Origin of the sequence: Thermaurantimonas sp. (assembly GCF_046299575.1) — a bacterium.
In the GTDB taxonomy this organism is placed as follows: domain Bacteria; phylum Bacteroidota; class Bacteroidia; order Flavobacteriales; family Schleiferiaceae; genus Thermaurantimonas.
The window spans coordinates 227,484-249,364 of the sequence record NZ_JBKBHX010000004.1 but is presented as its reverse complement, the minus strand read 5'-3'; the positions used below and the strand labels follow the sequence as shown (position 1 = coordinate 249,364).

Genomic DNA, 21,881 nt, shown 5'->3' with positions numbered 1-21,881 from the left:
TATGTATTTCACTCCATTATTGGCACCTTCCGCGGTATGTCACAGGCAGAGGTGGCGCAATTTTTTGTCGATTACACCGAGATCGACAAGACCACACTCGGCATTCCTTACGAGGCCATAGTATTTTACATCCTATGCCTGGCGCTAAACACTTGGATACTCTCGCGCGGATTGGCTGGCATTGAGAAGGTAGCGATCGTAGGGGTTCCTCTTTTATTGATTTTCGGCGCTTTTCTGGCTTATCAGGGCCTTACCCTCGGCACCTCAGGCGCCACACCCGAACATCCGGATGCCAACTCCTGGGAGGGCATTAACTTCCTGTGGACCCCACAGTACGACAGCCTGCTAAATCCCAAAGTCTGGCTTGCAGCCGCCGGACAAATCTTTTTCACGCTGTCTGTGGGGATGGGTACCATACAATGCTATGCCAGCTATGTGCGTTCGAAGGAAGACATCGCTCTGAATGCTACCTCGGCAGGATTTACCAACGAATTTGTAGAGGTCGTACTTGGCAGCCTGATCGTAATTCCAATAGCTGCCGGTTATCTCGGCATCGACTGGGTGCGGGAAAATGCAGGGTTCGGCATGGCCTTTCAGACTATGCCGTATTTGTTTGACAAGTGGGGAGCTCTGCTGGCAGCCATTGCAGGAGTGTTTTGGTTCGGACTGCTGTTTTTTGCAGGCATCACCTCCTCGCTGGCGATGGGCACACCCTGGGTAGGCTTTATGCAAGATGAATTTCGCTGGACACGCGAGAAAGGGGCATTGTCCTTCGGGCTGATTATTCTTGCATTCGGATTACCCACCGTATTGTTTTTTCATCAGGGTGTTTTCGACGAATACGACTATTGGGGAGGCACTGTATCACTGGTGATTTTTGCCTTAATTGAAATCATTCTTTTCGCCTGGATTTTTGGTATCGACAAGGGGTGGGCTGAGCTTACTGAAGGTTCAGACATCAAGGTTCCTATTGCATACAAATACATCATTAAATACGTAACCCCAATCTTATTGCTCTTTGTATTTCTTGGTTCATTCATTTCGCCACCCGTCGAGAAGCGATTCGTTGCTTCTAAATCTGATAATAAAATCACAGAAAATCTGATTGCGTATTTGGAGCAAAATGGATTTGAGCAGCGTTCAACGGATCAAAAGTGGATATTGGTAGCTAGTACTGAAAATTTTTCAAAGACCTTTAATAACATTGTAAAATTTGAAAAAACGCTTCTGGCTAATTTTAATGTAGAAAATACACATTATTCGATTTCTGACTTTCAAGATTGGAAAGGTAACATTTTAGGCCTCTTTAAAGGCAAAAAGTGGAAATTAGACAATAATTCTCTTATCTCAAAAATTACAAATACTGATATCGAAGAGAAGATAAAAAGAGCCACCAATGAAGCAGAAATACAACAGCTAAAAAAGCAAAAATTTTATGCCAATTTTTCCAGATTTTTGCTTTCAGTTATGTTTTTAGGTATTGCTTTTTTGGTTCATATTGCTTATAGAAAACGCAAAAGAGCCATGTTATTATGAATACTTCTGCACTTATATTTATGATCACTACTCAGGTACTCATTACGGGAATAACACTTTATTTATATATTAAAGTTTTGAGCAAACCATCCAAAAAATGAGGTAAATCATGTGGCGAAAATTCCGCGAATGGTTTGAACTAACCAAATCAGAAGAACGCGGAATACTTGTTTTACTTTTTTTGATCATCTTTTTTGGGGCTTCTAATTATTATTTTAAGTACCTCATTCGAAACAAACCCCCTTTAAATTTTGATGTTATCGTCACAAATAAATATTTAGAAACCATAAACAAGGCTTTTGATTCAACATTACTTTCAAAATACCATTTTATTGGATATTTCAATCCAAATGAAATAAGTTTTGAAGATTTAATAAAGAGCGGATTGCGAGAAAAAAATGCCAGGGCAATAATCAATTATCGCAACAAAGGGGGAAAATTTTTTAAGGCCGATGAGGTATATAAGATCTATAATATCGACTCTGGCTGGGTTGCCTTTCATCTGCCTTTTATGGTAATTAATCAGAATACCACCGAAAATTTAAAAACGAAATACGAATTATTTGTCTTTAATCCGAATACCGCTGATTCCGCAAGCCTACTCCGGCTTGGCTTCAAGCCCTGGCAGATTTCTAACCTACTCCGTTACAGGTCGCGAGGAGGAATTTTTCATAAAAAAGAAGACGTCAAGCGCCTATATGGGATTGATTCTGGCTTTTATGCTATTCTTGAGCCCTATATCGATCTGCCTACGTCGATTGATGGAAAACAGCATATTTTCACAACTAAAACCTCTGAAAAAATTGAACTTAATACAGCAGATAGCACTACGCTAACCTCATTACCGGGCATAGGGTCGGTCTTAGCTGGCAGAATCGTGAAATATCGAACTGCTCTGGGAGGCTATGCGCATGTAAACCAGCTGTTGGAAGTATATGGCATCGATAGCCTGAAATGGGAGATTCTTTTACCCCTAATTGAAATCAATTTGACATATGTAAAAAAAATCAACATCAACAGTGCTGATGAAAATGAATTAGCTGCACATCCATACATTCGAAAAGGACTTGCCAGAGAAATAGTAGCTTTTAGGAAAAACTTTCGCTTGTTTCAATCTGTTACTGAAGTTGAAAAATTATCTTTGGCAAAAAATAGGGATTTAGAAAAGCTTTATCCCTATTTAACAATTGGAGAAAATTAAATTAGAAAACATTATGATAGAAACCAAGTCCTCTTTTGATCTATCCATGAACGAAACACAACGGATGATCATTGATGCAGTAAGGGATTTTGCGGAGAAGTACATACGTCCGCATGTAATGGAGTGGGATGAGGCACAGCACTTTCCGGTGGATGTGATGCAGAAGCTCGGCGAGATTGGATTAATGGGTGTCTTAGTGCCCGAGGAGTATGGAGGAGCAGGCCTTACATACGATGAATATGTAGCTGCTATCATTGAATTGTCAAAGGTTGATCCCTCAATTGGTCTTTCAATGGCAGCACACAATTCTTTATGTACCGGGCATATTTTACAATTTGGCAATGAGGAACAAAAGAGAAAATATCTACCTCTGTTGGCTACAGGACAATGGATTGGCGCGTGGGGGTTGACTGAGGCAGGAACGGGTTCAGATGCCGGAGGTATGAATACTACTGCAGTAAGAGATGGGGATTACTGGGTGATCAATGGTTCAAAAAACTTTATCACTCATGGTAAATCCGGAAATGTAGCTGTAGTGATCGTTCGCACCGGAGAGAAGGGGGACTCACACGGCATGTCGGCTTTCATTATTGAGAAAGGCACACCCGGTTTTTATGCAGGTAAAAAGGAAAACAAACTCGGAATGCGAGCCTCTGAAACTACTGAGCTAATTTTTGACAACTGTCGGGTTCATCATTCTCAAATGCTTGGCAAAGAGGGAGAAGGTTTTATACAGGCAATGAAAATTCTCGATGGCGGTCGAATTTCTATAGCTGCCCTTTCAGTTGGCATTGCTAAGGGCGCTTATGAAGCTGCACTGAAGTATTCTAAAGAACGCATTCAGTTTGGCAAGCCTATTTCTCAGTTTCAGGCCATCGCATTCAAATTGGCCGATATGGCTACCCAAATCGAAGCTGCTGAGTTGCTCACCTACCATGCAGCCTACTTGAAAAACAATGGAATGAAAGTAACAAAAGAAGGCTCAATGGCTAAACTATATGCCTCAGAAGTGAGTGTGCGCGTAGCCAACGAAGCTGTGCAAATATTTGGTGGATACGGATTCACCAAAGATTTTCCAGTAGAAAAATTTTACCGTGACTGTAAACTTTGCACTATCGGGGAAGGAACCTCAGAAATTCAGAGACTTGTGATTTCAAGAAATATTTTAAAATAGCATTGACAATAAGAAATTTATTTGTACATTTGCGCCCCAATTAACACAGGATATCGTCATAACATGATTCACATAACAGTAAAAGAAGGTGAAAGCATAGAAAAAGCGCTAAAGCGCTACAAAAAGAAGTTTGATAAACTTGGTATAGTGCGCATTCTTCGCGAAAAGCAGCATTACACTAAGCCCTCGGTACGTAGAAGAAATCAGGTTTTGAAAGCCATCTTCACTCAGAAAATAAGAAGCCAACAAGAGGCATAAATTTCAGGTTTTAAAGTATTTTAGCCGGTCTTTCAAGCCGGCTATTTACTTTTTATGTCAAACGAAGTATTGTTAAACGAATTTTTTGGATATTTAGAAAAAGTAAAAAATCGTTCATTTCACACTTTAGAAGCATACAGGAGAGATATTGAAGCTTTTTTAAACTATTTTGATAATCAGAATCTTGTACAATTCAATCACAGGCAAATACGCCACTACACTGCATATCTTTCCAATTCTGATTTGAAGCCATCGAGCATCCGCCGAAAGTTGTCAGCCCTTCAAGCTTTGTTCAGATTTTTGAAAAAAAATAAATATATATCCACAGTTCCTACGATCTTAGTTGTAAGACCAAAACTCCCTAGAAGAATAAAAGACATTCCTAAAGAAAGAGAGCTGGCAAAACTTGAAGCATTTGAGATGAATTATTCCAAAGAGCTCGACTATGAAACTGTGCGGGATTTCAGCATTGTTGAGCTACTGTATGGCACTGGCATTCGCCGTCAAGAGTTGATTGATCTCACCATGAGCGATGTCGATCTAAGTAACGCAAGTATTAAAGTAAACGGTAAAGGGGGTAAGCAGCGCATCTTGCCACTGAACAACTATTTAAAAGAACTTTTATCTATCTATTTAACATTCAGGGAAAAACTTACGGCCAAAGATAATTCGGCCTTTTTTTTAACAAAAAAAGGCAAAAAAGTGAACAAAAGCCTTGTTTATGTAATTGTTAAAACCTACCTTAGTGCTGTCACTGATGTACATCAAAAAAGTCCGCACATGCTGCGTCATGCCTTCGCCACTCACATGCTAAGCAGGGGAGCTGATTTGCGAAGCATTAGAGAGTTGCTTGGCCATAGCAGCCTGGCGGCTACTCAGGTGTACACTCAGAATGACGTTAGTAAACTTAAATCAGTGTATAACCGCTTCCATCCGCGAAGCACCTAAATCTCAAGCGCTATGGTAGTCAGAATTCAATCCGTGCACTTCACAGCAGACCAAAAGCTGATCGACTTTATCCAAAAGAAAATGGATAAGTTAGACACCTTCTACGACAGAGTAGTAGATGCTGATGTCTATCTAAAGCTCGAAAACACCAATACCCGCGAAAACAAAATCGTTGAAATCAAAGTAAATGTGCCGGGTAATGACTTGGTGGTAAAAAAGATAGCCTCTTCATTCGAAGAAGCTACAGATTTGTGTACGGAAGTGCTCTCTCGACAACTGAGAAAAGAAAAGGAAAAGGTGAAAATGGCGTAATTTCACTGACAATAAAAAAGAAAACCGCCTGCATTACAGGCGGTTTTTTATTTATCAAAGGTTAAGATTACTACACTACACCTTGGTCGATCATGGCGTCAGCCACTTTTACGAAGCCAGCAATGTTAGCGCCTTTTACATAGTTTACAAATCCATTCTCTTCTTTGCCATACTCTACACAAGCCTTATGGATGTTTACCATGATGGAGTGTAAGCGCTGATCTACTTCTTCGCGGCTCCATGAGAGACGAAGAGAATTTTGAGACATCTCCAGGCCGCTGGTGGCTACTCCACCGGCATTCGATGCCTTACCTGGTGTAAAGAGGATTTTAGCGTTCAAGAAAGTTTCGATTGCCTCTGGTGTTGAGGGCATATTGGCACCTTCAGCTACACAAATGACGCCATTAGCAACTAAGGTTTTAGCGTCTTCGCCATTGAGCTCGTTTTGTGTTGCACAGGGTAAGGCAATATCGCATTTTACTCCCCAAGGTGTTTTACCCTCGATAAATTCGGCTCCTACGTGCTCTGCGTACTCTTTAATTCTGCCTCGCTTTACATTTTTTATTTCCATCAGAATAGCCAACTTTTCAGGAGTAAAACCATCCTTGTCGTAAATATAACCTGATGAGTCAGAGGCTGTTACCACTTTGGCGCCGAGCTGCATGGCCTTTTCAATAGCATACTGAGCCACATTGCCTGATCCAGATACAACCACAGTTTTACCTTCGAAAGAAGTTCCTCTGGTAGCCAACATCTCCTGCGCAAAATACACAGTACCATATCCGGTGGCTTCTGGTCTGATGAGTGAGCCTCCCCACTTAATGCCTTTGCCTGTGAGTACTCCAGTGAATTCGTTCTTCAAACGCTTGTATTGGCCAAACATATAGCCAATCTCGCGCGCTCCTACGCCAATATCGCCAGCAGGTACATCTGTATCTGCCGAAATGTGGCGAGCAAGCTCAGTCATAAAAGATTGGCAAAAACGCATTACTTCATTATCACTTTTGCCTTTTGGGTCGAAGTCACTACCTCCTTTACCACCGCCCATTGGCAGCGTAGTCAAGGCATTTTTAAAAATTTGTTCGAAACCTAAAAACTTTAAAACAGAAAGATTAACAGTAGGATGGAATCGGATTCCCCCCTTGTAAGGTCCAATGGCTGAGTTGAACTGAACGCGGTAACCGCGGTTTATTTGTACTTCGCCTTTGTCGTCGATCCAGGGCACGCGAAAAATGATCACGCGTTCCGGCTCGACGATTCTTTCTAAAATTTTGTGCTGTTTGTACTTCGGATTTTCTTCGATGAATGGGATAACGGTTTCTGCCACTTCTTGTACTGCTTGCAGAAATTCCGGTTCATGCGGGTTTTTGGCGCGCACTTGTGCCATGAAGGCATCTATTTGTGCATGATACTTTGATGACATATCTGTTTAGAGTTAAAAAAACTGGGCAAATGTATTGATATGTGGTGTTTTAAAAACGGAAAATTTTTACAAATCAGATCGTGTACAAAGTACATATACTGATCTGTAAGGCATTAATTAGAAGTAAAATACTCAGAAAATCAAGATCGTAAAAAAACCTTAACTTAGCTATGCTTTGTTAGCTCGATTTTTTTTATAGATTTCTATTTCTTCCTGTGTAGGTGCAGGGTTGCCCTTTCCGGTTGACATAAACCAAAGCATAAATGCGCCGGCCAGCAGTGGCAAGGTGAGCACGGCAATCATCATAAGTGTATCAAAAACCATATGACAAAAGATTTTTATCAGGTTTGAAAAGAAATTATAAACAAATATAAAGGTTTCACAATTTTTAAAAAATCCTTATGATTGCAAATAATTTCTAAAGATTTTTAAAAATTTTTTGAAAAGTTGAGGATCAAGATCTTTCTAAAAAAAACAGGAATTTTTAGCCTGATTTTTTATATTCATACAGCCATTGCCCAGGAAAAAATTAGCGGTACAGTAAGAGACTCTAAGGATAGAGACGCCATACCAGGAGCAAACGTTGTAATCAAAGAAACAGGCAAAGGCACCTCAACTGACATGAGCGGAAGATTTGTGCTTGAACACAAAGGTTCTCTACCCGTAACTCTTGAGGTAAGTTTTGTGGGGTATAAAACCAAACGCATTGAAATAAAAAAATCAGGCAATTATACTATAGACCTCGATGAAGATAAAGTGATGCTTAGCGAAGTAAGTGTGGTAGAGCAGAGGCTTTCTGAAAAACAAAAGGAGAGTGCCCTAACAGTGGAGGCGATGGATGCTCTGGCCATCAAAGAAACACCAGCCGCATCTTTTTACGATGGATTAGGCTCATTGAAGGGAGTTGACCTTACGGCAGCCTCACTTGGTTTTAAAATCATCAACACCAGAGGTTTTAACAGCACCTCACCGGTGCGATCTCTTCAAATTATCGACGGGGTAGATAATCAGGCTCCAGGGTTAAATTTCTCATTGGGAAACTTCTTAGGCGCATCAGATCTCGATGTGATGAATGTCGACATCATAGCTGGGGCTTCTTCGGCATTTTATGGCCCCAATGCCTTCAACGGTGTTATCTCAATGACAACAAAGGACCCCTTTCTTTTCCCTGGAACAAGTGTTTCCTTTAAAACAGGGGAACGAATGCTCAATGAGATCGCTTTAAGGCATGCGCGTGTTTTTAAAGACAAAAAAGGAATAGACAGAGTTGCTATCAAATTCAATGCATTTTACCTGCAAGCTAACGACTGGGTGGCTGACAACTACAATCCCACTGAACAATCGGAAAGAGGAAAAGACAACCCCGGCTGGTACGACGCAGTAAATCGCTATGGGGATGAACAAATGTTTGATGACGGCCAACAACCTAGAACTTATCCGGGTTTAGATCGCTTTTACCGCACAGGTATTGAAGAGGTTCATCTTGTAGATTACAATACCCGAAACCTTAAACTTGCCTTATCATTACATCATAAATTTAGTAATGACAGAGAGTTAATACTCGCATCCAATTTTGGATATGGCACTACGGTGTATCAGGGAGACAATAGATATTCTCTAAAAGACATCAAATTCTATCAAAACAGAATTGAGTTTAGAAAAAAGAACAAATTTTTCATACGGGCTTACGCTACTAACGAAGATGCCGGAAACTCATACGATGCTTATTTCACGGCCCTTCGAATGCAGAATGCACTAGTGGCTGATAATGCTTGGGGAGAGCGCTACAGGTCTTTTTGGAACTCCTTCGAAGCCAGTACAGCTCAGAGTCTTCCAAAGTATCCCACAGCCAGCTGGTTTAATGAACGCGAACTGTGGCTACAGCAATATCAGGAATATTTGGCGTACAACAGAGATACTTTGCGACAGTTACACAATCGTAACCGCCAGCGCGTCGATCAATTCTTCGGAGGGCCCTTGGTGCCAGGCACACGGCAGTTTGACTCACTTTTTACATACTTTACTACACGCACATTTACCGAAGGTGGTACAAAGTTTTTTGACCGTTCAGCCCTGTATCACTTCCACGGTCAGTACGAGTGGGATATCAAGGGATATCATCTGGTGGCTGGGGGAAATACCCGCCTATATGTTCCTAACTCGCGTGGTAATATCTTCAGCGATTCTATGAGGTATAATCGCTTTGTGGTGGATACGATGCCGAACGGTCAATTGGTCTATGACAGCGTTGCCCTCGGGTACAATCGGATCACCAACTTTGAATTCGGTGTATATGCAGGTGTGGAAAGAAAATTTTTTGATAATAAGCACAAATTCAATTTTACAGTACGACTCGACAAAAACCAGAACTTTCCCTTCCTAGTAAGTCCTGCATTATCATGGATCTATCAGATCAATAATCTCAATACCCTGCGCGTTAGCCTTTCATCAGCTATTCGAAATCCAACACTTCAAGACCAATACCTGTATTATAATGTAGGTAGAGCCATTTTATTGGGTAATTTAAATGGCGTTGACAGTCTTGTATCCCCAGAAAATTTGCAGGAATATCTCAGGAAGAATCAACAAGGAAGACTTGAGCACGAATTTGATTACTACAACGTAGCCCCAATCAGACCTGAACGTGTTCAAACGGCCGAAGTGGGATATAGAACCACGCTATTTGACAAGCTTTATTTAGACATGAATTATTATTATTCCTGGTATCAAGATTTTATTGGTTTTAATATAGGACTATTAATTAGGGCTGACGGACAAACCGCAATAGATCGTGTGTCGTCAGTACAAGCATACAGAGTGGCAGCAAATGCTCGCGATAGAGTGACAACTCAGGGATTTTCAATTGGAGCAAATTATTATTTCTGGGATAATTACACCTTTACCGGAAATTATACCTGGAATGTACTCAACACCGCAACAGACGACCCCATCATACCAGCGTTTAATACCCCGGAGCACAAATACAACATTGGATTAAACGCGAGAGATTTAAAGTTTAAATCGACTAATCAAAATTTATTTGGTTTCAGTGTAAACTATCGTTGGATTCAAGGGTTTTTGTTTGAGGGTTCACCTCAATTTACAGGTAGTATTGATAGTTATGATATGTTAGATGCACAAGTCAATTACTTGGTGAAAAAGTGGAAGACTACCTTTAAGTTGGGAGGAACCAATTTGCTTAATAACAAGGTGTTTATGGTCTTTGGTGGCCCTCGGGTAGGCAGATTGGCTTACTTTTCAGCTGTAGTTGACTTTTAAAAAATTGTTATACCTTCGTAAAAGTTTAATTTAAACTTAACTTGTATGAGAAAGTCACTACGATTTCTATTCGCTCTGTTAGCCGCTTCTTACCTCTCTGAAGCGCAAGTGCGATATCTGCAGCCCGTGTTTACTGATGCTCAAATCAAAGTGACGAGCAACGTGAACTATGGGATTAACTTTTTTGCCTATGCACCAGCTTCCATTGGAGGACCACAGCTCCTACCGCTTCGATGCGATATCTACATGCCTGATACACTTGTAGATAATGTAACTAACCGCCCGGTAATAGTGTATTTTCACACAGGTAGCTTCCTTCCTAAGGGCTTAGCCAGCCCAATGGGTGATAAAACCGATAGTGCAGCAGTAGAGATCTGTCGTCGCTTTGCAAAGATGGGTTTTGTGGCTGTTTCAGCAACTTACCGTGTCGGATGGCTTGCTAACAGTACCGATCTCGACCTCCGCAGGGGTACAAACCTTCTGGCCGTGTACAATGCCATTCAAGACGCCAAGACGATGGTGAGATTTCTGCGCGCTTCAGTACTTGGTCAAGGTAACCCATTCAAAATCAATCCGAATGCTATCACACTCATCGGCCAAGGTTCAGGTGGGTACATTACGTTAGCTTATGGTACTCTGAATAAATATTCAGAACTTCAACTCGATAAGTTTAAATATGACAACGCCAGCTCTACAGGCCTTTTCGGATATCCGGTACAAGCAGGTGATATGTACGTAGATACTTCAGTGGTAGGCGACTGGAACGGCTTTGGTGGCAAGGTAACTCTTACCGGTCAACAAACCCCTCTCGGATTGCCACAAATCGATATGACCAAGAGAGGTCGAAACTTCGAAAACTTCCCCGGCATACCATCTGACGTAGCAATGACAGTAAACCTGGGTGGTGCCCTTGGTGACTCTACTTGGCTTGAGGCAGGCGATCCACCGATTGTGTCTGTACACGTAGTTCAAGACTTTTTCGCTCCTTATATCGCCGGAATGGTAAACGTTCCAATTGCCGGTCAGTTTTATCCTGTGGTCAACGTAGCTGGTAGCCATACAGCCGTTCGTTTGGCAAATCAGAAAGGAAACAATGCCTTGCTAACCACTAACTGGAATGACCCAATAAGCTTAAAAGCTCGTGCAAGCGCTACTTTGAATCCCGGTCAGATTCATCACATTTTACCTTTCGATATTCCTCCTCCCAATCCTGCTCTTCCCTTCCGTGTCAATTCAAATCCCTGGGACTGGTGGGATCCAAACGATCCGCTTAGCGCTAATGAGACCAACCCGAACATTAAAGCGCAATCACTTGCCTACATTGACTCTGTGATGGGTTTTATAGCTCCGAGAATAGCCAAGATGCTCACCACTAAGGGATATCAAATCCCAGTAAGTGTAGAAGAAAATAGCACTACTGATGCAAGAATTATTATGTATCCCAACCCGGCTACCACTCATTTTAGCTTAAGCACTCCCAAGCCAATCGAAAAAATTGAGTTGGTTGATATGACCGGAAGAATTATGCATGCAAATGCGCCTTACGAATCTTTCCACACAGTGCGTACAGAGCACTTGCCCAAAGGAGTTTATTTCGTTCGTCTCTTGATGGAAAACGAATGGTACACCAAAAAAGTAGTGATTCAATAATTATTTTAACTCTTAAATCATCAGCCGCCCTTCGGGGCGGTTTTTTTTTAAATACTTTTGGCTCAATAATTGACCAGGTGATTTGAAAATTCAGCATATGAAAACCATAAGCATTAAGTCAATCGCTTTTATAGTTTTTACAACATTAATTACCTCATGTGGAGGATTCAAGAAACCAGGCAAGGAAGTTACAGGGCCTTTTTCTTCTTCAAAATACCAGACAAATAGCCGCTACTTTAGAGGTGTAGGCAGTGGTACCAGTATGGATTTGAATACATCTAAGAGCAAAGCAATGATTATGGCAAAGCAACGTCTTGCCTCAAGTGTTAATACCACTATGCGTACTGTAGCTGATCGATATGTAAAAGAAAACAGCACACTGAATGCTTCGGAATTTATGTCGAAATATGAAGAGCTGAATCGAGAAGTAACGAATACGATGTTGGCTGATATTCGTGTAATAGGCGAGCGGACTTTTAAACTACCCAACAATCAATACGAAACGCATATAGCCCTCGAAATACGCAAACGCAGCATGTATCAACATCTAAAGCGCCAGGCAAAAATTATGAAACAGTGGAATGAAGCAGAGCGTGTTGCAATGGAGGAGTTAATCGACCGGTTGTTAGCCGATCTCAAAGATTGACATATATTTTTTCTAAATTGATCAGATCTTCCAAAAAATCTCTCAAAGCTAAAAATCCAATCTGTTAATCTGAACCCCGGAAATTAGAAATACAGAGTCACCAGATTGAGGTTCGATAGGATATGTTCCGGTGAAGTCGCCATATGCCGGAAGAACGGTTTGGTGCTTGCTGATCCATAGGCATGGCAGACAGAGTCGTTGCCTGCCTTTTCCTTCCAGCAAATAACCTGGATGTAAATGTCCACACAAAGCATAGTTCTCAGAGGAGTTGTCGTTGACTTTGAGCGGATGATGTGAAAGAATAAACCCATCAATCGCAAGTTGGCTTTTTACTTCCACTCCAGCATGTCTATAGACTTCTATATCCATTATGTCGTGATTTCCTTCGATGAGGATAAATTCTTTATCATTATGTGTTTTTAAAATGGATTTAAAAGCGTTCCACTCACTGTTGAAGTCGGAATGGAAGAGATCTCCGAGAAACACTATCGAAGAGGGCTGAAGTCTGTAAATCAGCTCCTGAAGTTTTAAAATCTGCTTTTTAGCTGCGGCTATTGGCAAGGATGCTCCTGCCCGACGGAAGTGCGATATTTTTCCAATATGCACATCTGCTAAAATCAGCATTTTGTAAAGTGGCCAGTACAGCGCTTTCTCTGGTAAAAGGTGAAAGGTATGTGATTTAAGTTCAAAGGGATAGTAGTTCAAATTTTGTGTTCGAATCATATAGTACGCTCAGCTCGCAAAGGGGTTAATTGACTTAATTTTCAAAAAATATAAAGCTGTTAGAAGTGCGATCATCGCAGAGAGCAAAAGCGCTACTTGAGCGCTATAATACTGCCAAATTAAACCGGCTACTGAGCTAGCTATAAGAAGAGCAATGCTTTGCAAAGCGGTAAAACTGCCAATAGCGGTACCTAATTCTTCTCTTGTAACAATATCAGAAATCCAAGCTTTTGAAATGCCTTCCGTACAAGCGTAATAGCCTCCATAAAGGATGAAAGGCAACCAAAGATAGCGAGCTGTATTGTAGAACGACATTAGACCGTAAACAAGGGCAAAAAGCAAAAACCCATAAATGGCAATTTTCTTTTTGCCGATGCGATCAGCCACTCTACCCATAGGCCAGGCGAATGCTACATATGAAACATTAAACAAAATGTAAAGCATTATTACACCCCCATCGCTTATACCTAGCTGTTTAGCCCTCATTAGAAGAAACATGTCTGAACTGTTGAAGAGCGCAAAAACCAATAGTCCAAAAGTTACCTTTTTGTACGCAGGTGAGGCTGTAGTGATGTATGTAATGGAAGTGAATGGAGAAGGAATTTTTGTGCCCTCTGATGGAGTGCGTTTTTTTTCAGGAATCAAGAAAGTAAGGCCAACCGAAATGATACCCGGAATAAATGCGAGTATGAATAACCAGAAGTACTGACCAGGAAAGAAGTAGAGATAGCTAAAGGCCAAGATGGGTCCAATCACAGCACCAAGGGTATCCATAGAGCGATGAAATCCAAAGACTGTGGCACGGGTACTAGGAGTAGCCTCTTGCGCCAGGAGTGCATCTCGAGCAGCTGTGCGTATTCCCTTGCCTAGTCGGTCAGCTGTTCGGGCAGTGAATATTCCTAAAGGCTGGGTCCAAAGTACCATAAGAGGACGCGAGATAGCACTTAGAGCATATCCAAACTGCACAAAAGGAAGGCGCCTGCCGAGCAGATCTGACCATCGACCAAAAAATCCCTTACTAAAACCGGCCACGGCCTCAGCTATGCCTTCAAGCAAGCCGATAAAGGCAAACGAATATCCAATGCTCTGCAGATAGACCGGCATAACAGGGTAGAGCATTTCACTGGCCACATCGGTAAATAAGCTCACGAGCGAAAGGATCCAGACAGCTCGGGTGATGTGGTGAATCTTCATAAATTAATTTCCGTTTTGAATGTCTACAACGACATCTTCGTCAGGGCCTGAGCGCTGCTGACTGAAGGGCAGAGGATTGGCTGAGATTTCTGCATGCAGTTCTCGATTACGAAGGATATCAATAGCCAACCACATGGCCTGTTTGAAGCTTGTTTCGTCGGCCACACCCCTGCCTGCTATGTCGTATGCAGGCCCGTGATCGGGCGAGGTGCGCACTACTGGCAGACCTGCAGTATAATTAACGCCTTCGTCGAATGCCAAAAGCTTGAAGGGGATGAGGCCTTGATCGTGATACATGCTGATAATGCCGTCAAACTTTTTAAAAGCACCACTGCCAAAAAATCCGTCGGCCGAAAAAGGACCATACACTAATGTGCCGGCTGAGAAGGCCTTTTCTATTGCCGGAGTTATAAAGGTAACCTCCTCAAGACCAATTAATCCGTTGTCACCGGCGTGAGGGTTCAACCCGAGTACTGCAATTTTTGGTCGGCGAATGCCAAAATCCACTTTTAAACTGCGTTCAAACTGGGCAATAGCATTTAAAAGTCGTTCTTCAGTTACAAGTGATGGCACTTTAGAAAGGGGTACGTGAATGGTAAGCGGGGTGATGCGCATGGTCTCCGAACAGAGGATCATCATGGATTTGCCTCCAAAGTGGTGCTCTAAGAATTCGGTGTGGCCCGGAAAGCGAAATTCTTCGCTCTGGGTAACGTGTTTGTTGATCGGAGCAGTGACCACAGCATCTATGGCGCCAGCTTTAAGCGCCTGTACGGCAGCCATTAGTGATTTTACGGCAAATTTTCCAACATTTGGGTCAGCTTTGCCAAATTCGAGGGTGACCTCCTCCTTCCAAGCATTGATCAGGTTAGGGCGCTTGTGGTTAATTTGTGATAGGTCGTTAATAATGTTAAAACTGAAATCCAGTATGTTAAGAGCCTTGCGGTGATAAGATACCACCTTAGAAGAAGCAAAGAGTACAGGTGTACAAATCTCAGTGATCCGGTTGTCGAGCATGGTTTTAATGATGACTTCCAGACCGATGCCGTTTAAGTCACCGCAGGTAATGCCGATGATGGGCTTATTTGGTGTGCTCATCTATCCAGCGTTTAAAAAATTCTACAAGAAGTCGAACTCCGGTACCGGTAGCTCCTTTGCCGCGATAGGCATTGCCACCGTCTTCGAGGAAGGCAGTAGGAGCTATATCGATGTGAATCCATGGATAATCGGTAAAATGCTCGAGGAACTTTCCTGCTGTAATGGCACCTGCTTCGCGACCTCCAATGTTTTTCAAGTCGGCAATTTGGCTTTTTAGCATGTCGCGGTATTCTTTCCACAGAGGCATTCGAACACAACGTTCGTACACGTGGTAGCCAGCCTCTTCAAGTTTTTTAAAGGTTTGATCGTCAGCTGTTCCCATCACTACGTTGGCGTATTTGCTCACGGCTAACACAGCTGCACCAGTGAGTGTAGCTAAGTCGATGGTCAGGGCTGGCGAATACTTTTTAGCATACGCAAGAGCATCAGCCAGGATTAAACGGCCTTCGGCATCGGTATTGAGCACCTCGACGGTGGTGCCGTCGTACATTCGGATGATGTCGCCTGGGGTAAGAGCATTTTCGCCCGGGCGGTTGTCAGTAGCAGGTATGAGACCCACGAGGTAAAGGGGCATTTTAAGGCTTGCTACGGCTTCGAAAGTACCTAAAACTGCTGCAGCACCGCTCATGTCGCTCTTCATACTGTCCATAGAGCCAGGTGTAGGCTTTAAGCTCAGACCACCAGTGTCAAACATGACACCTTTGCCAACGATCACAATTGGCTTTTCATTGACAGTGTTCTCGGGTTTGTATTCGAGGATGGAAAAAGTAGGTGGATCGATAGAGCCTTTATTTACTCCCAGGAGTCCGCCCATCTTTAGGGCTTCAATTTTTTTCTTTTCCAGTACTTCTACATGGAAGTTTAGCCGTTTTCCCAGTTCCAGCGCATACTCAGCAAGCGCAGTGGCATTGAGGGTAATAACAGGCTCATTTACCAAGTCTCGTGTATTGTACACGGCTTGTACTATGGCATGTAGGTAATAAAGTTCACTATCAGATACTTCAGGTAAGTAGAGTTCTGACAGCTGTTGGTTTGTCTTTTTGCTGAGGTATTTGGTAAACTTATAAGAGCCGAGAGCAATACCTTCGGCCAAGGCTAAGGAATGTTTCGAAGAACCATAAATGACAATCCGACCATCGGTCCAGGTTTCGAGCTCTGAAACCAGTTCAGAGCCCGCTACGCGAAGCCACTCAAGTGCTTCGTATTCAGATAGATTTGTATCAGGACTTTTGACGAACCACGAATTCCCTGATCGAATGGATTTGACAGAATCTTTAGTAAAAACTTGTTTTTCAGATTCAGTTAGTGTATCAGGAAGTGAAGCGACATCAGCAATGCGAATGTTGAAAGAAATGTCTGGATTTTTTTTATTAAAGAATTCCATAACTAGAAAATTTATTCAAATGAAGAGGACAAAAGTACAATGAAATGCCTCGGTGGGGGGGCGTTTAAATGATGGGATTTGACCGAAATGGAAGTAAAAAAGATTGAATTTTTGCTTTCATCAAGATTTAGCAACAAAGGAAGATTGGGTATTTTACAGTGAAAGCTAATGAAAGGAAAGTGTAGAAAAAGTTAGTGGGCTTTTGAATTTTAGAGAACGGCATTAAAAATCCAACAGCGCGCAGCAAAACACAAGTGAAGTGAATTTGCGAAAGTTTAAAAAACTTTATCTGCATCAAAAGACCTGAAGAGCGAAGGAGATGCCTACAGTGCCTAGTGTGGCATTGATGGAATCAACCCCCAGAGTAGTCCAATCCAGACGTAGATGTCCAAGTGATCTTATCTGGACAAGCTGCTAGACAACGCCAATCATCGCTACTTTGTCTATGCATGCTCCGGTAAGGATGACTTGGCTTGTTACACTTGTATGCCTAAATAATGGATTCAAATCAAGGTTGTGAGGTGTAGGCGCAAAAAAAGAAAAATTTAATATTTAAAAAACTCAAAGAGCGACAAGCTGGTCGATGGCCATTTTGATGTTGGCATAGATGTCGCTGATGCGGCCTTCCATCATATAACAGGGAGCTGTTATGATGCGCGCTTTCGGATCGAGGTGTACTTCGCGAAGGGTTTTTTCGACGGGTTTAACGCCGAGAGTAGCCACGGCCTGGTGGGTGCCGGCTATATCATATGGCGAGGGCTCAGCGGTGGAACCGAGAGTAATTTCGGCAGTGAAAGGGCTGCCTTCGAGGGCCTTAGCAACTACGGCCGGAGCTATACAAAGCGCACATATTGGCTTGCCTAGAGCTACAAAATCGAGTAATGTTTTCTTTACATCAGGATCTATCTCACCTTGCGGACCTTCGAAAGCCCACTTGCTCCAGTTTTTAGCAGCGCCAAATCCACCGGGCATTACGAGTCCATCGAATTGTGTGGCGTCGAGTTCTTTAAGATCTTTTATGTTACCGCGAGCGATGCGGGCTGATTCAACGAGCACATTTCGGGTTTCAGGCATCTCCTGGCCGGTTAGGTGATTGATGACGTGATGCTGGTTTTTATTCGGGGCAAAGCATTGGTAATCTGCTCCGTTTTGAGCAATGGAAAGCAGTGCAAAAGTGGCTTCGTGGATTTCTGAACCGTCGTAAACCCCACATCCGGCGAGCAGTACTGCGTATTTTTTCATCTTTAGTAGATTTTGATCGCTACAAAAATAGGGCTTGGTGTTCGTATGCCTTACCTTTACAGCCGGCCTTAAATTAAGGTGATTTAACTCAATAGACGCGATGAAGAAGGAACTTTCATTTGCTGAACAGATTTTACAAGGCATTCCGGAGGAATTGCCGGAGCCAAAGCCATATGATCCGACGGTAAATCATGCCCCGAAACGAAGAAATATTTTGACTGCTCAGGAGAAAGAGCTGGCCCTGCGCAATGCGCTCAGGTACTTTCATCCGAGGCATCACGCGGATCTTGCACATGAGTTTTACGACGAGCTGGAGCGCTATGGTCGCATCTACATGTATCGCTTCAGGCCCGACTATGAGATGTATGCGCGGCCCATAAACGAATATCCGCACAAAAGTTTGCAGGCCGCAGCCATTATGCTGATGATTCAGAACAATTTAGATCCGCGTGTGGCGCAACATCCACATGAGTTGATTACGTATGGTGGAAATGGAGCTGTGTTTCAAAACTGGGCGCAGTACCTGCTCACGATGAAATACCTTGCTACCATGACCGACCGCCAGACGCTGCACATGTATAGTGGGCATCCGATGGGATTGTTTCCGAGCAGTCCTGACGCACCAAGAGTTGTAGTGACCAACGGGATGATGATACCGAACTATTCGACACCTGACGATTATGACCGATACAATGCGCTGGGAGTGACACAGTATGGGCAAATGACGGCAGGCTCGTATATGTACATTGGTTCACAAGGTATCGTGCACGGCACATACATTACGGTGCTCAATGCCTTGCGCAAAGTGTATCCAAAGGATGAAAATCCGGCGGCAGGCCGCTTGTTTGTGACCGCAGGTCTCGGCGGCATGAGTGGGGCCCAGCCTAAAGCGGCTAAAATTGCCGGCTGTGTATCGGTAACTGCAGAAGTGAACCCCAAGCCGCTTTATACCCGCTATCAGCAAGGTTGGGTGGATGAGGTAGTAACAGATATTCACCAGCTTTGTAAGCGCGTGAAGGAGGAGCTGGCCAGGAAGTCGAATACCTCCTTCGCATACCTTGGAAATGTAATAGAAGTGTGGGATGCTTTTTTGAACGAAGGCATCTACGTGGACATAGGCAGCGATCAGACTTCGCTTCACAATCCTTACGCTGGAGGCTACTATCCCTATGGACTCACCTTTGAGGAAGCAAACCAAATGATGGCCGACGATCCGGATCGCTTCCGCGAGGTAGTAAATGAGTCGCTGCGCAGACATGTGGACCTTGTGAATCAACACACAGCAAGAGGCACATATTTCTTTGACTATGGCAATGCCTTTCTGCTGATGGCCTCAAGAGTGGGAGCCGATATTATGGCGCCTGATGGCATCCACTTTCGGTACCCAAGCTATGTGCAAGACATCATGGGGCCAATGTGTTTCGACTTCGGCTTCGGTCCGTTCCGATGGGTGTGCACATCGGCCAAAGACGAGGACTTGCGCTATACGGATGTGCTTGCTTCATCTATTTTGAAAAAGTTGTATCAAAAAGCGCCAGAGGAAATTCGCATGCAGCTGCGCGACAACATACGCTGGATAGAGCAAGCCTGGGACAACAAACTGGTCGTGGGCTCCAAGGCACGCATTCTGTATGCCGACAGTGAAGGGCGTATTGAGATAGCAAAAGCGTTTAACGACGCCATTCGCTGTGGCAAGATTGGGCCGGTGGTGCTCGGTCGCGACCACCACGACGTAAGTGGCACCGACTCACCTTATCGAGAGACATCGAACATCTACGACGGCTCAGCCTTTACTGCTGATATGGCCATTCACAATGTGATAGGCGATAGCTTTCGCGGTGCTACATGGGTGAGCATTCACAACGGCGGAGGCGTCGGTTGGGGAGAAGTGATCAACGGCGGATTCGGAATGTTGCTCGATGGCTCGGAGCAAGCGGCCCGCAATTTGGAGAATATGCTGTTCTTTGATGTAAACAATGGCATCGCTCGAAGAAGCTGGGCGCGAAACCCCAATGCTCTCTTTGCCATACAGCGCGAAATGGAACGCACGCCCGACTTAGTGGTTACAGTGCCTAATTTGGTAGCTGATGTTGTACTCGATACTGTGCTAAAGCAAACTGCCTCAGGAGAGCATGTAGATTAATCCTTCCGAAATCAACTCCGGGTCGATCTGTTGCTGTATTTCATAGCGCCCGGGAGCTGTAATCAGAGGCATGTATATAATGGAGTTCAAGGTCTTCTTGTCCATGTAGATATAGTCAAGTAAGATTTCAACGTCTCCTGTATTGAGTGAGGGACGTTGAATGTATTTGAGTACGAGCTTCTTAAAATTTTCGAGCTCGTTTAAATCAAAATTTTTAAGCCTGTAGGAAATGAATAGTTCGGCAATGAGCCCCCAGGCTATAGCCTCGCCGTGGTAGATTTCGTCTTGCTTGTCTAGGTGGAATGCTTCCATGGCGTGGCCAATGGTGTGACCAGCGTTGAGAATTTGCCGTTCACCCTGGTCTAATGGGTCGTTCACAACGATTGATTGCTTGAGTTTTAGGCATCTTTCCACCCAATCTTCGAGGTGTGTATCAAGTTCATGGGGAAAATTGCTTTTAACTTCTTCCCATAGCTGAGCATCTAAGGCTAATCCGTATTTAAAAATTTCGCCAAAAGCACTGGTAAACTGGCGTTCGTCGAGCGTGGCGGTATATTCAGGGTCGATTAGAATGAATTGAGGAGGGTAGAAGGTACCAATCAAATTTTTTATTCCACCGAAGTCAATGCCGGTTTTACCGCCATAGGCTGCATCTACCATCGAGAGCAGGGTAGTGGGAACGTTGATGTAAGGAATACCGCGTTTGTAGGTAGATGCAACAAATCCACCAAGGTCTGATACGGAACCCCCTCCGAGATTGATGAGCAGGGATTTACGGTCAGCCTGATTTTCAGCCAGTTCACTCCAGAGATGTGTAGCGATTTCGATGGTTTTACACTGCTCGCCAGGTTCGACTTCGATTTCGTGAAAGGGAAGATCAACATTCAATTTGTAAAAGAAATCGTCGCGACAATAGTCCAACGTATTGGTGTCCATCAATAAAAAGAGCTCGCTGTATTCGCCAGAGGTCAATTTTTCACTCAGGTAAGCATAGCCCTCATCGCCTTTTAAAATCAGGGAGTCAAAGTTTGACCTTCTGGGCATATATTTTAATGTTTTGGCTTTCGATTTCGCGTACTATTGTCTGTATTACCTGGAAGAAAGCGGTGAGCTGTTCAGGGGTTAATTTGCTCATTATGTGTGTGTTGAAGGCTTTTACGGCCTGACGGGCCTCCTCTCGCTTTTCCACGCCTTCAGGAGTTAGTTTTATGATTACTACCCTGCGATCAGTAGGGTGAGGTTCTCTGGTAATGAGTCCTTTGGCTTCTAAATTTTTAAGGATTCGGCTGAGGCTGGTAGCTTCCATGCCCATTTTAGGGCCAAGAGCAGTGGCTGGTGTGCCATTTTGCAAATCGATATTCAATAGTACGTTTCCACTTGCCCAGGTAGTATTGTACTTGGCTGCAATATCGTTGTAAAATCGGCTTATATATTGCCAAGCAAATTTGATTTGAAAGTCAATTGTTTCTTCCGGTTTCATATAGCTCTCTCATGCGTTGGACGATCGATGTAAAATTACCCGACATTTATCCCAAAAATCATTTTTATTATGAAACCAAAAGTACGCAATTTTTCTATGCATGCATAAGGAATCTGGTTCACTTACAGAAAGTGAAACTAATGTTTTGTGAACCAGATGCATGTGAATTTTCAAAACTGTTTTAAGTCCTATT

The 21,881-nt window shown here is 43.2% G+C and carries 19 protein-coding genes; 10 read left to right on the top strand and 9 right to left on the bottom strand.

Annotated elements, in window-relative coordinates; all coding sequences use genetic code 11:
• From ACK4EX_RS07575 to hpf, 6 genes are all read left to right on the top strand, one after another.
• The coding region (locus ACK4EX_RS07575; RefSeq protein ID WP_409771378.1) for a hypothetical protein at nucleotides 1–1,536 on the top strand (1,536 nt) is incomplete at its 5' end.
• Nucleotides 1,537–1,645: 109 nt separating this feature from the next.
• Entirely contained in the window at nucleotides 1,646–2,737 is a 1,092-nt protein-coding gene (locus tag ACK4EX_RS07570; protein ID WP_409771376.1) for a helix-hairpin-helix domain-containing protein, read from the top strand.
• Between the two features lie 13 nt (nucleotides 2,738–2,750).
• On the top strand, nucleotides 2,751–3,911 hold the full coding sequence (locus ACK4EX_RS07565; RefSeq protein ID WP_409771375.1) for an acyl-CoA dehydrogenase: 1,161 nt from the start codon (nucleotides 2,751–2,753) through the stop codon (nucleotides 3,909–3,911).
• 63 nt (nucleotides 3,912–3,974) lie between these two features.
• Nucleotides 3,975–4,169 carry a 30S ribosomal protein S21 gene (gene rpsU / locus ACK4EX_RS07560; RefSeq protein ID WP_409771373.1) on the top strand — a complete coding sequence of 65 codons (195 nt, stop codon included), beginning with the start codon at nucleotides 3,975–3,977 and terminating at the stop codon, nucleotides 4,167–4,169.
• 54 nt (nucleotides 4,170–4,223) lie between these two features.
• A complete protein-coding gene (locus ACK4EX_RS07555; RefSeq protein WP_409771370.1) occupies nucleotides 4,224–5,117 on the top strand; it encodes a tyrosine-type recombinase/integrase in 894 nt (297 codons plus the stop codon).
• 12 nt (nucleotides 5,118–5,129) lie between these two features.
• Nucleotides 5,130–5,429 (top strand): ribosome hibernation-promoting factor, HPF/YfiA family, encoded by a 300-nt coding sequence (gene hpf, locus ACK4EX_RS07550; protein WP_409771368.1) that lies wholly within the window; start codon nucleotides 5,130–5,132, stop codon nucleotides 5,427–5,429.
• A 70-nt stretch (nucleotides 5,430–5,499) separates the two neighbouring features.
• Here the strand turns inward: hpf and gdhA are convergent, their stop codons facing one another.
• A complete protein-coding gene (gdhA, locus tag ACK4EX_RS07545; RefSeq protein WP_409771366.1) occupies nucleotides 5,500–6,852 on the bottom strand; it encodes an NADP-specific glutamate dehydrogenase in 1,353 nt (450 codons plus the stop codon).
• 168 nt (nucleotides 6,853–7,020) lie between these two features.
• Nucleotides 7,021–7,176: a hypothetical protein gene (locus tag ACK4EX_RS07540; RefSeq protein ID WP_409771364.1), complete on the bottom strand. Its 156-nt coding sequence runs from the start codon at nucleotides 7,174–7,176 to the stop codon at nucleotides 7,021–7,023.
• 123 nt (nucleotides 7,177–7,299) lie between these two features.
• On the opposite strand from ACK4EX_RS07540, the gene ACK4EX_RS07535 reads away from it, so the two are divergent.
• The 3 genes from ACK4EX_RS07535 (at nucleotide 7,300) to ACK4EX_RS07525 (ending at nucleotide 12,427) form a co-directional block, all read left to right on the top strand.
• The gene (locus ACK4EX_RS07535) at nucleotides 7,300–10,131 is read left to right on the top strand and encodes a carboxypeptidase-like regulatory domain-containing protein (RefSeq protein WP_409771362.1); all 2,832 of its coding nucleotides are present in this window, start codon (nucleotides 7,300–7,302) and stop codon (nucleotides 10,129–10,131) included.
• 45 nt (nucleotides 10,132–10,176) lie between these two features.
• A complete protein-coding gene (locus ACK4EX_RS07530) occupies nucleotides 10,177–11,781 on the top strand; it encodes a T9SS type A sorting domain-containing protein (protein WP_409771360.1) in 1,605 nt (534 codons plus the stop codon).
• A 97-nt stretch (nucleotides 11,782–11,878) separates the two neighbouring features.
• Complete coding sequence (locus ACK4EX_RS07525; protein WP_409771358.1) at nucleotides 11,879–12,427, top strand: hypothetical protein; 549 nt, start codon at nucleotides 11,879–11,881, stop codon at nucleotides 12,425–12,427.
• 48 nt (nucleotides 12,428–12,475) lie between these two features.
• Here ACK4EX_RS07525 and pdeM read toward each other — a convergent pair whose 3' ends face one another.
• From pdeM to elbB, 5 genes are all read right to left on the bottom strand, one after another.
• The gene (gene pdeM / locus ACK4EX_RS07520; protein ID WP_409771355.1) at nucleotides 12,476–13,150 is read right to left on the bottom strand and encodes a ligase-associated DNA damage response endonuclease PdeM; all 675 of its coding nucleotides are present in this window, start codon (nucleotides 13,148–13,150) and stop codon (nucleotides 12,476–12,478) included.
• A gap of 9 nt (nucleotides 13,151–13,159) precedes the next feature.
• Entirely contained in the window at nucleotides 13,160–14,344 is a 1,185-nt protein-coding gene (locus ACK4EX_RS07515; RefSeq protein WP_409771353.1) for an MFS transporter, read from the bottom strand.
• 3 nt (nucleotides 14,345–14,347) lie between these two features.
• The gene (gene pdxA, locus ACK4EX_RS07510) at nucleotides 14,348–15,439 is read right to left on the bottom strand and encodes a 4-hydroxythreonine-4-phosphate dehydrogenase PdxA (RefSeq protein ID WP_409771351.1); all 1,092 of its coding nucleotides are present in this window, start codon (nucleotides 15,437–15,439) and stop codon (nucleotides 14,348–14,350) included.
• The gene (locus ACK4EX_RS07505; protein ID WP_409771350.1) at nucleotides 15,423–16,823 is read right to left on the bottom strand and encodes a leucyl aminopeptidase family protein; all 1,401 of its coding nucleotides are present in this window, start codon (nucleotides 16,821–16,823) and stop codon (nucleotides 15,423–15,425) included. Before ACK4EX_RS07505 ends, pdxA begins: the two co-directional genes overlap by 17 nt.
• A 561-nt stretch (nucleotides 16,824–17,384) precedes the next feature.
• Nucleotides 17,385–18,065: an isoprenoid biosynthesis glyoxalase ElbB gene (elbB, locus tag ACK4EX_RS07500; RefSeq protein ID WP_409771347.1), complete on the bottom strand. Its 681-nt coding sequence runs from the start codon at nucleotides 18,063–18,065 to the stop codon at nucleotides 17,385–17,387.
• A gap of 100 nt (nucleotides 18,066–18,165) precedes the next feature.
• On the opposite strand from elbB, the gene ACK4EX_RS07495 reads away from it, so the two are divergent.
• On the top strand, nucleotides 18,166–20,208 hold the full coding sequence (locus tag ACK4EX_RS07495; protein WP_409771345.1) for a urocanate hydratase: 2,043 nt from the start codon (nucleotides 18,166–18,168) through the stop codon (nucleotides 20,206–20,208).
• On the opposite strand, the gene aroB is transcribed toward ACK4EX_RS07495, so the two are convergent.
• Complete coding sequence (gene aroB, locus ACK4EX_RS07490) at nucleotides 20,188–21,252, bottom strand: 3-dehydroquinate synthase (RefSeq protein WP_409771344.1); 1,065 nt, start codon at nucleotides 21,250–21,252, stop codon at nucleotides 20,188–20,190. The genes ACK4EX_RS07495 and aroB overlap by 21 nt on opposite strands.
• On the bottom strand, nucleotides 21,230–21,688 hold the full coding sequence (locus ACK4EX_RS07485; RefSeq protein ID WP_409771342.1) for a MarR family winged helix-turn-helix transcriptional regulator: 459 nt from the start codon (nucleotides 21,686–21,688) through the stop codon (nucleotides 21,230–21,232). The genes aroB and ACK4EX_RS07485 overlap by 23 nt, the downstream gene beginning before the upstream one ends.
• Between the last annotated feature and the right edge of the window lie 193 nt (nucleotides 21,689–21,881).

Coding starts and splice junctions, on each gene's coding strand:
- ACK4EX_RS07570 (WP_409771376.1), top strand. CDS start 1,646: ATGTGGCGAAAATTCCGCGAATGGTTTGAACTAACCAAATCAGAAGAA.
- ACK4EX_RS07555 (WP_409771370.1), top strand. CDS start 4,224: ATGTCAAACGAAGTATTGTTAAACGAATTTTTTGGATATTTAGAAAAA.
- ACK4EX_RS07485 (WP_409771342.1), bottom strand. CDS start 21,688: ATGAAACCGGAAGAAACAATTGACTTTCAAATCAAATTTGCTTGGCAA.
- ACK4EX_RS07505 (WP_409771350.1), bottom strand. CDS start 16,823: ATGGAATTCTTTAATAAAAAAAATCCAGACATTTCTTTCAACATTCGC.
- pdxA (WP_409771351.1), bottom strand. CDS start 15,439: ATGAGCACACCAAATAAGCCCATCATCGGCATTACCTGCGGTGACTTA.
- rpsU (WP_409771373.1), top strand. CDS start 3,975: ATGATTCACATAACAGTAAAAGAAGGTGAAAGCATAGAAAAAGCGCTA.
- ACK4EX_RS07515 (WP_409771353.1), bottom strand. CDS start 14,344: ATGAAGATTCACCACATCACCCGAGCTGTCTGGATCCTTTCGCTCGTG.
- ACK4EX_RS07540 (WP_409771364.1), bottom strand. CDS start 7,176: ATGGTTTTTGATACACTTATGATGATTGCCGTGCTCACCTTGCCACTG.
- ACK4EX_RS07495 (WP_409771345.1), top strand. CDS start 18,166: ATGAAGAAGGAACTTTCATTTGCTGAACAGATTTTACAAGGCATTCCG.
- ACK4EX_RS07525 (WP_409771358.1), top strand. CDS start 11,879: ATGAAAACCATAAGCATTAAGTCAATCGCTTTTATAGTTTTTACAACA.
- hpf (WP_409771368.1), top strand. CDS start 5,130: ATGGTAGTCAGAATTCAATCCGTGCACTTCACAGCAGACCAAAAGCTG.
- aroB (WP_409771344.1), bottom strand. CDS start 21,252: ATGCCCAGAAGGTCAAACTTTGACTCCCTGATTTTAAAAGGCGATGAG.
- ACK4EX_RS07530 (WP_409771360.1), top strand. CDS start 10,177: ATGAGAAAGTCACTACGATTTCTATTCGCTCTGTTAGCCGCTTCTTAC.
- gdhA (WP_409771366.1), bottom strand. CDS start 6,852: ATGTCATCAAAGTATCATGCACAAATAGATGCCTTCATGGCACAAGTG.
- elbB (WP_409771347.1), bottom strand. CDS start 18,065: ATGAAAAAATACGCAGTACTGCTCGCCGGATGTGGGGTTTACGACGGT.
- ACK4EX_RS07565 (WP_409771375.1), top strand. CDS start 2,751: ATGATAGAAACCAAGTCCTCTTTTGATCTATCCATGAACGAAACACAA.
- pdeM (WP_409771355.1), bottom strand. CDS start 13,150: ATGATTCGAACACAAAATTTGAACTACTATCCCTTTGAACTTAAATCA.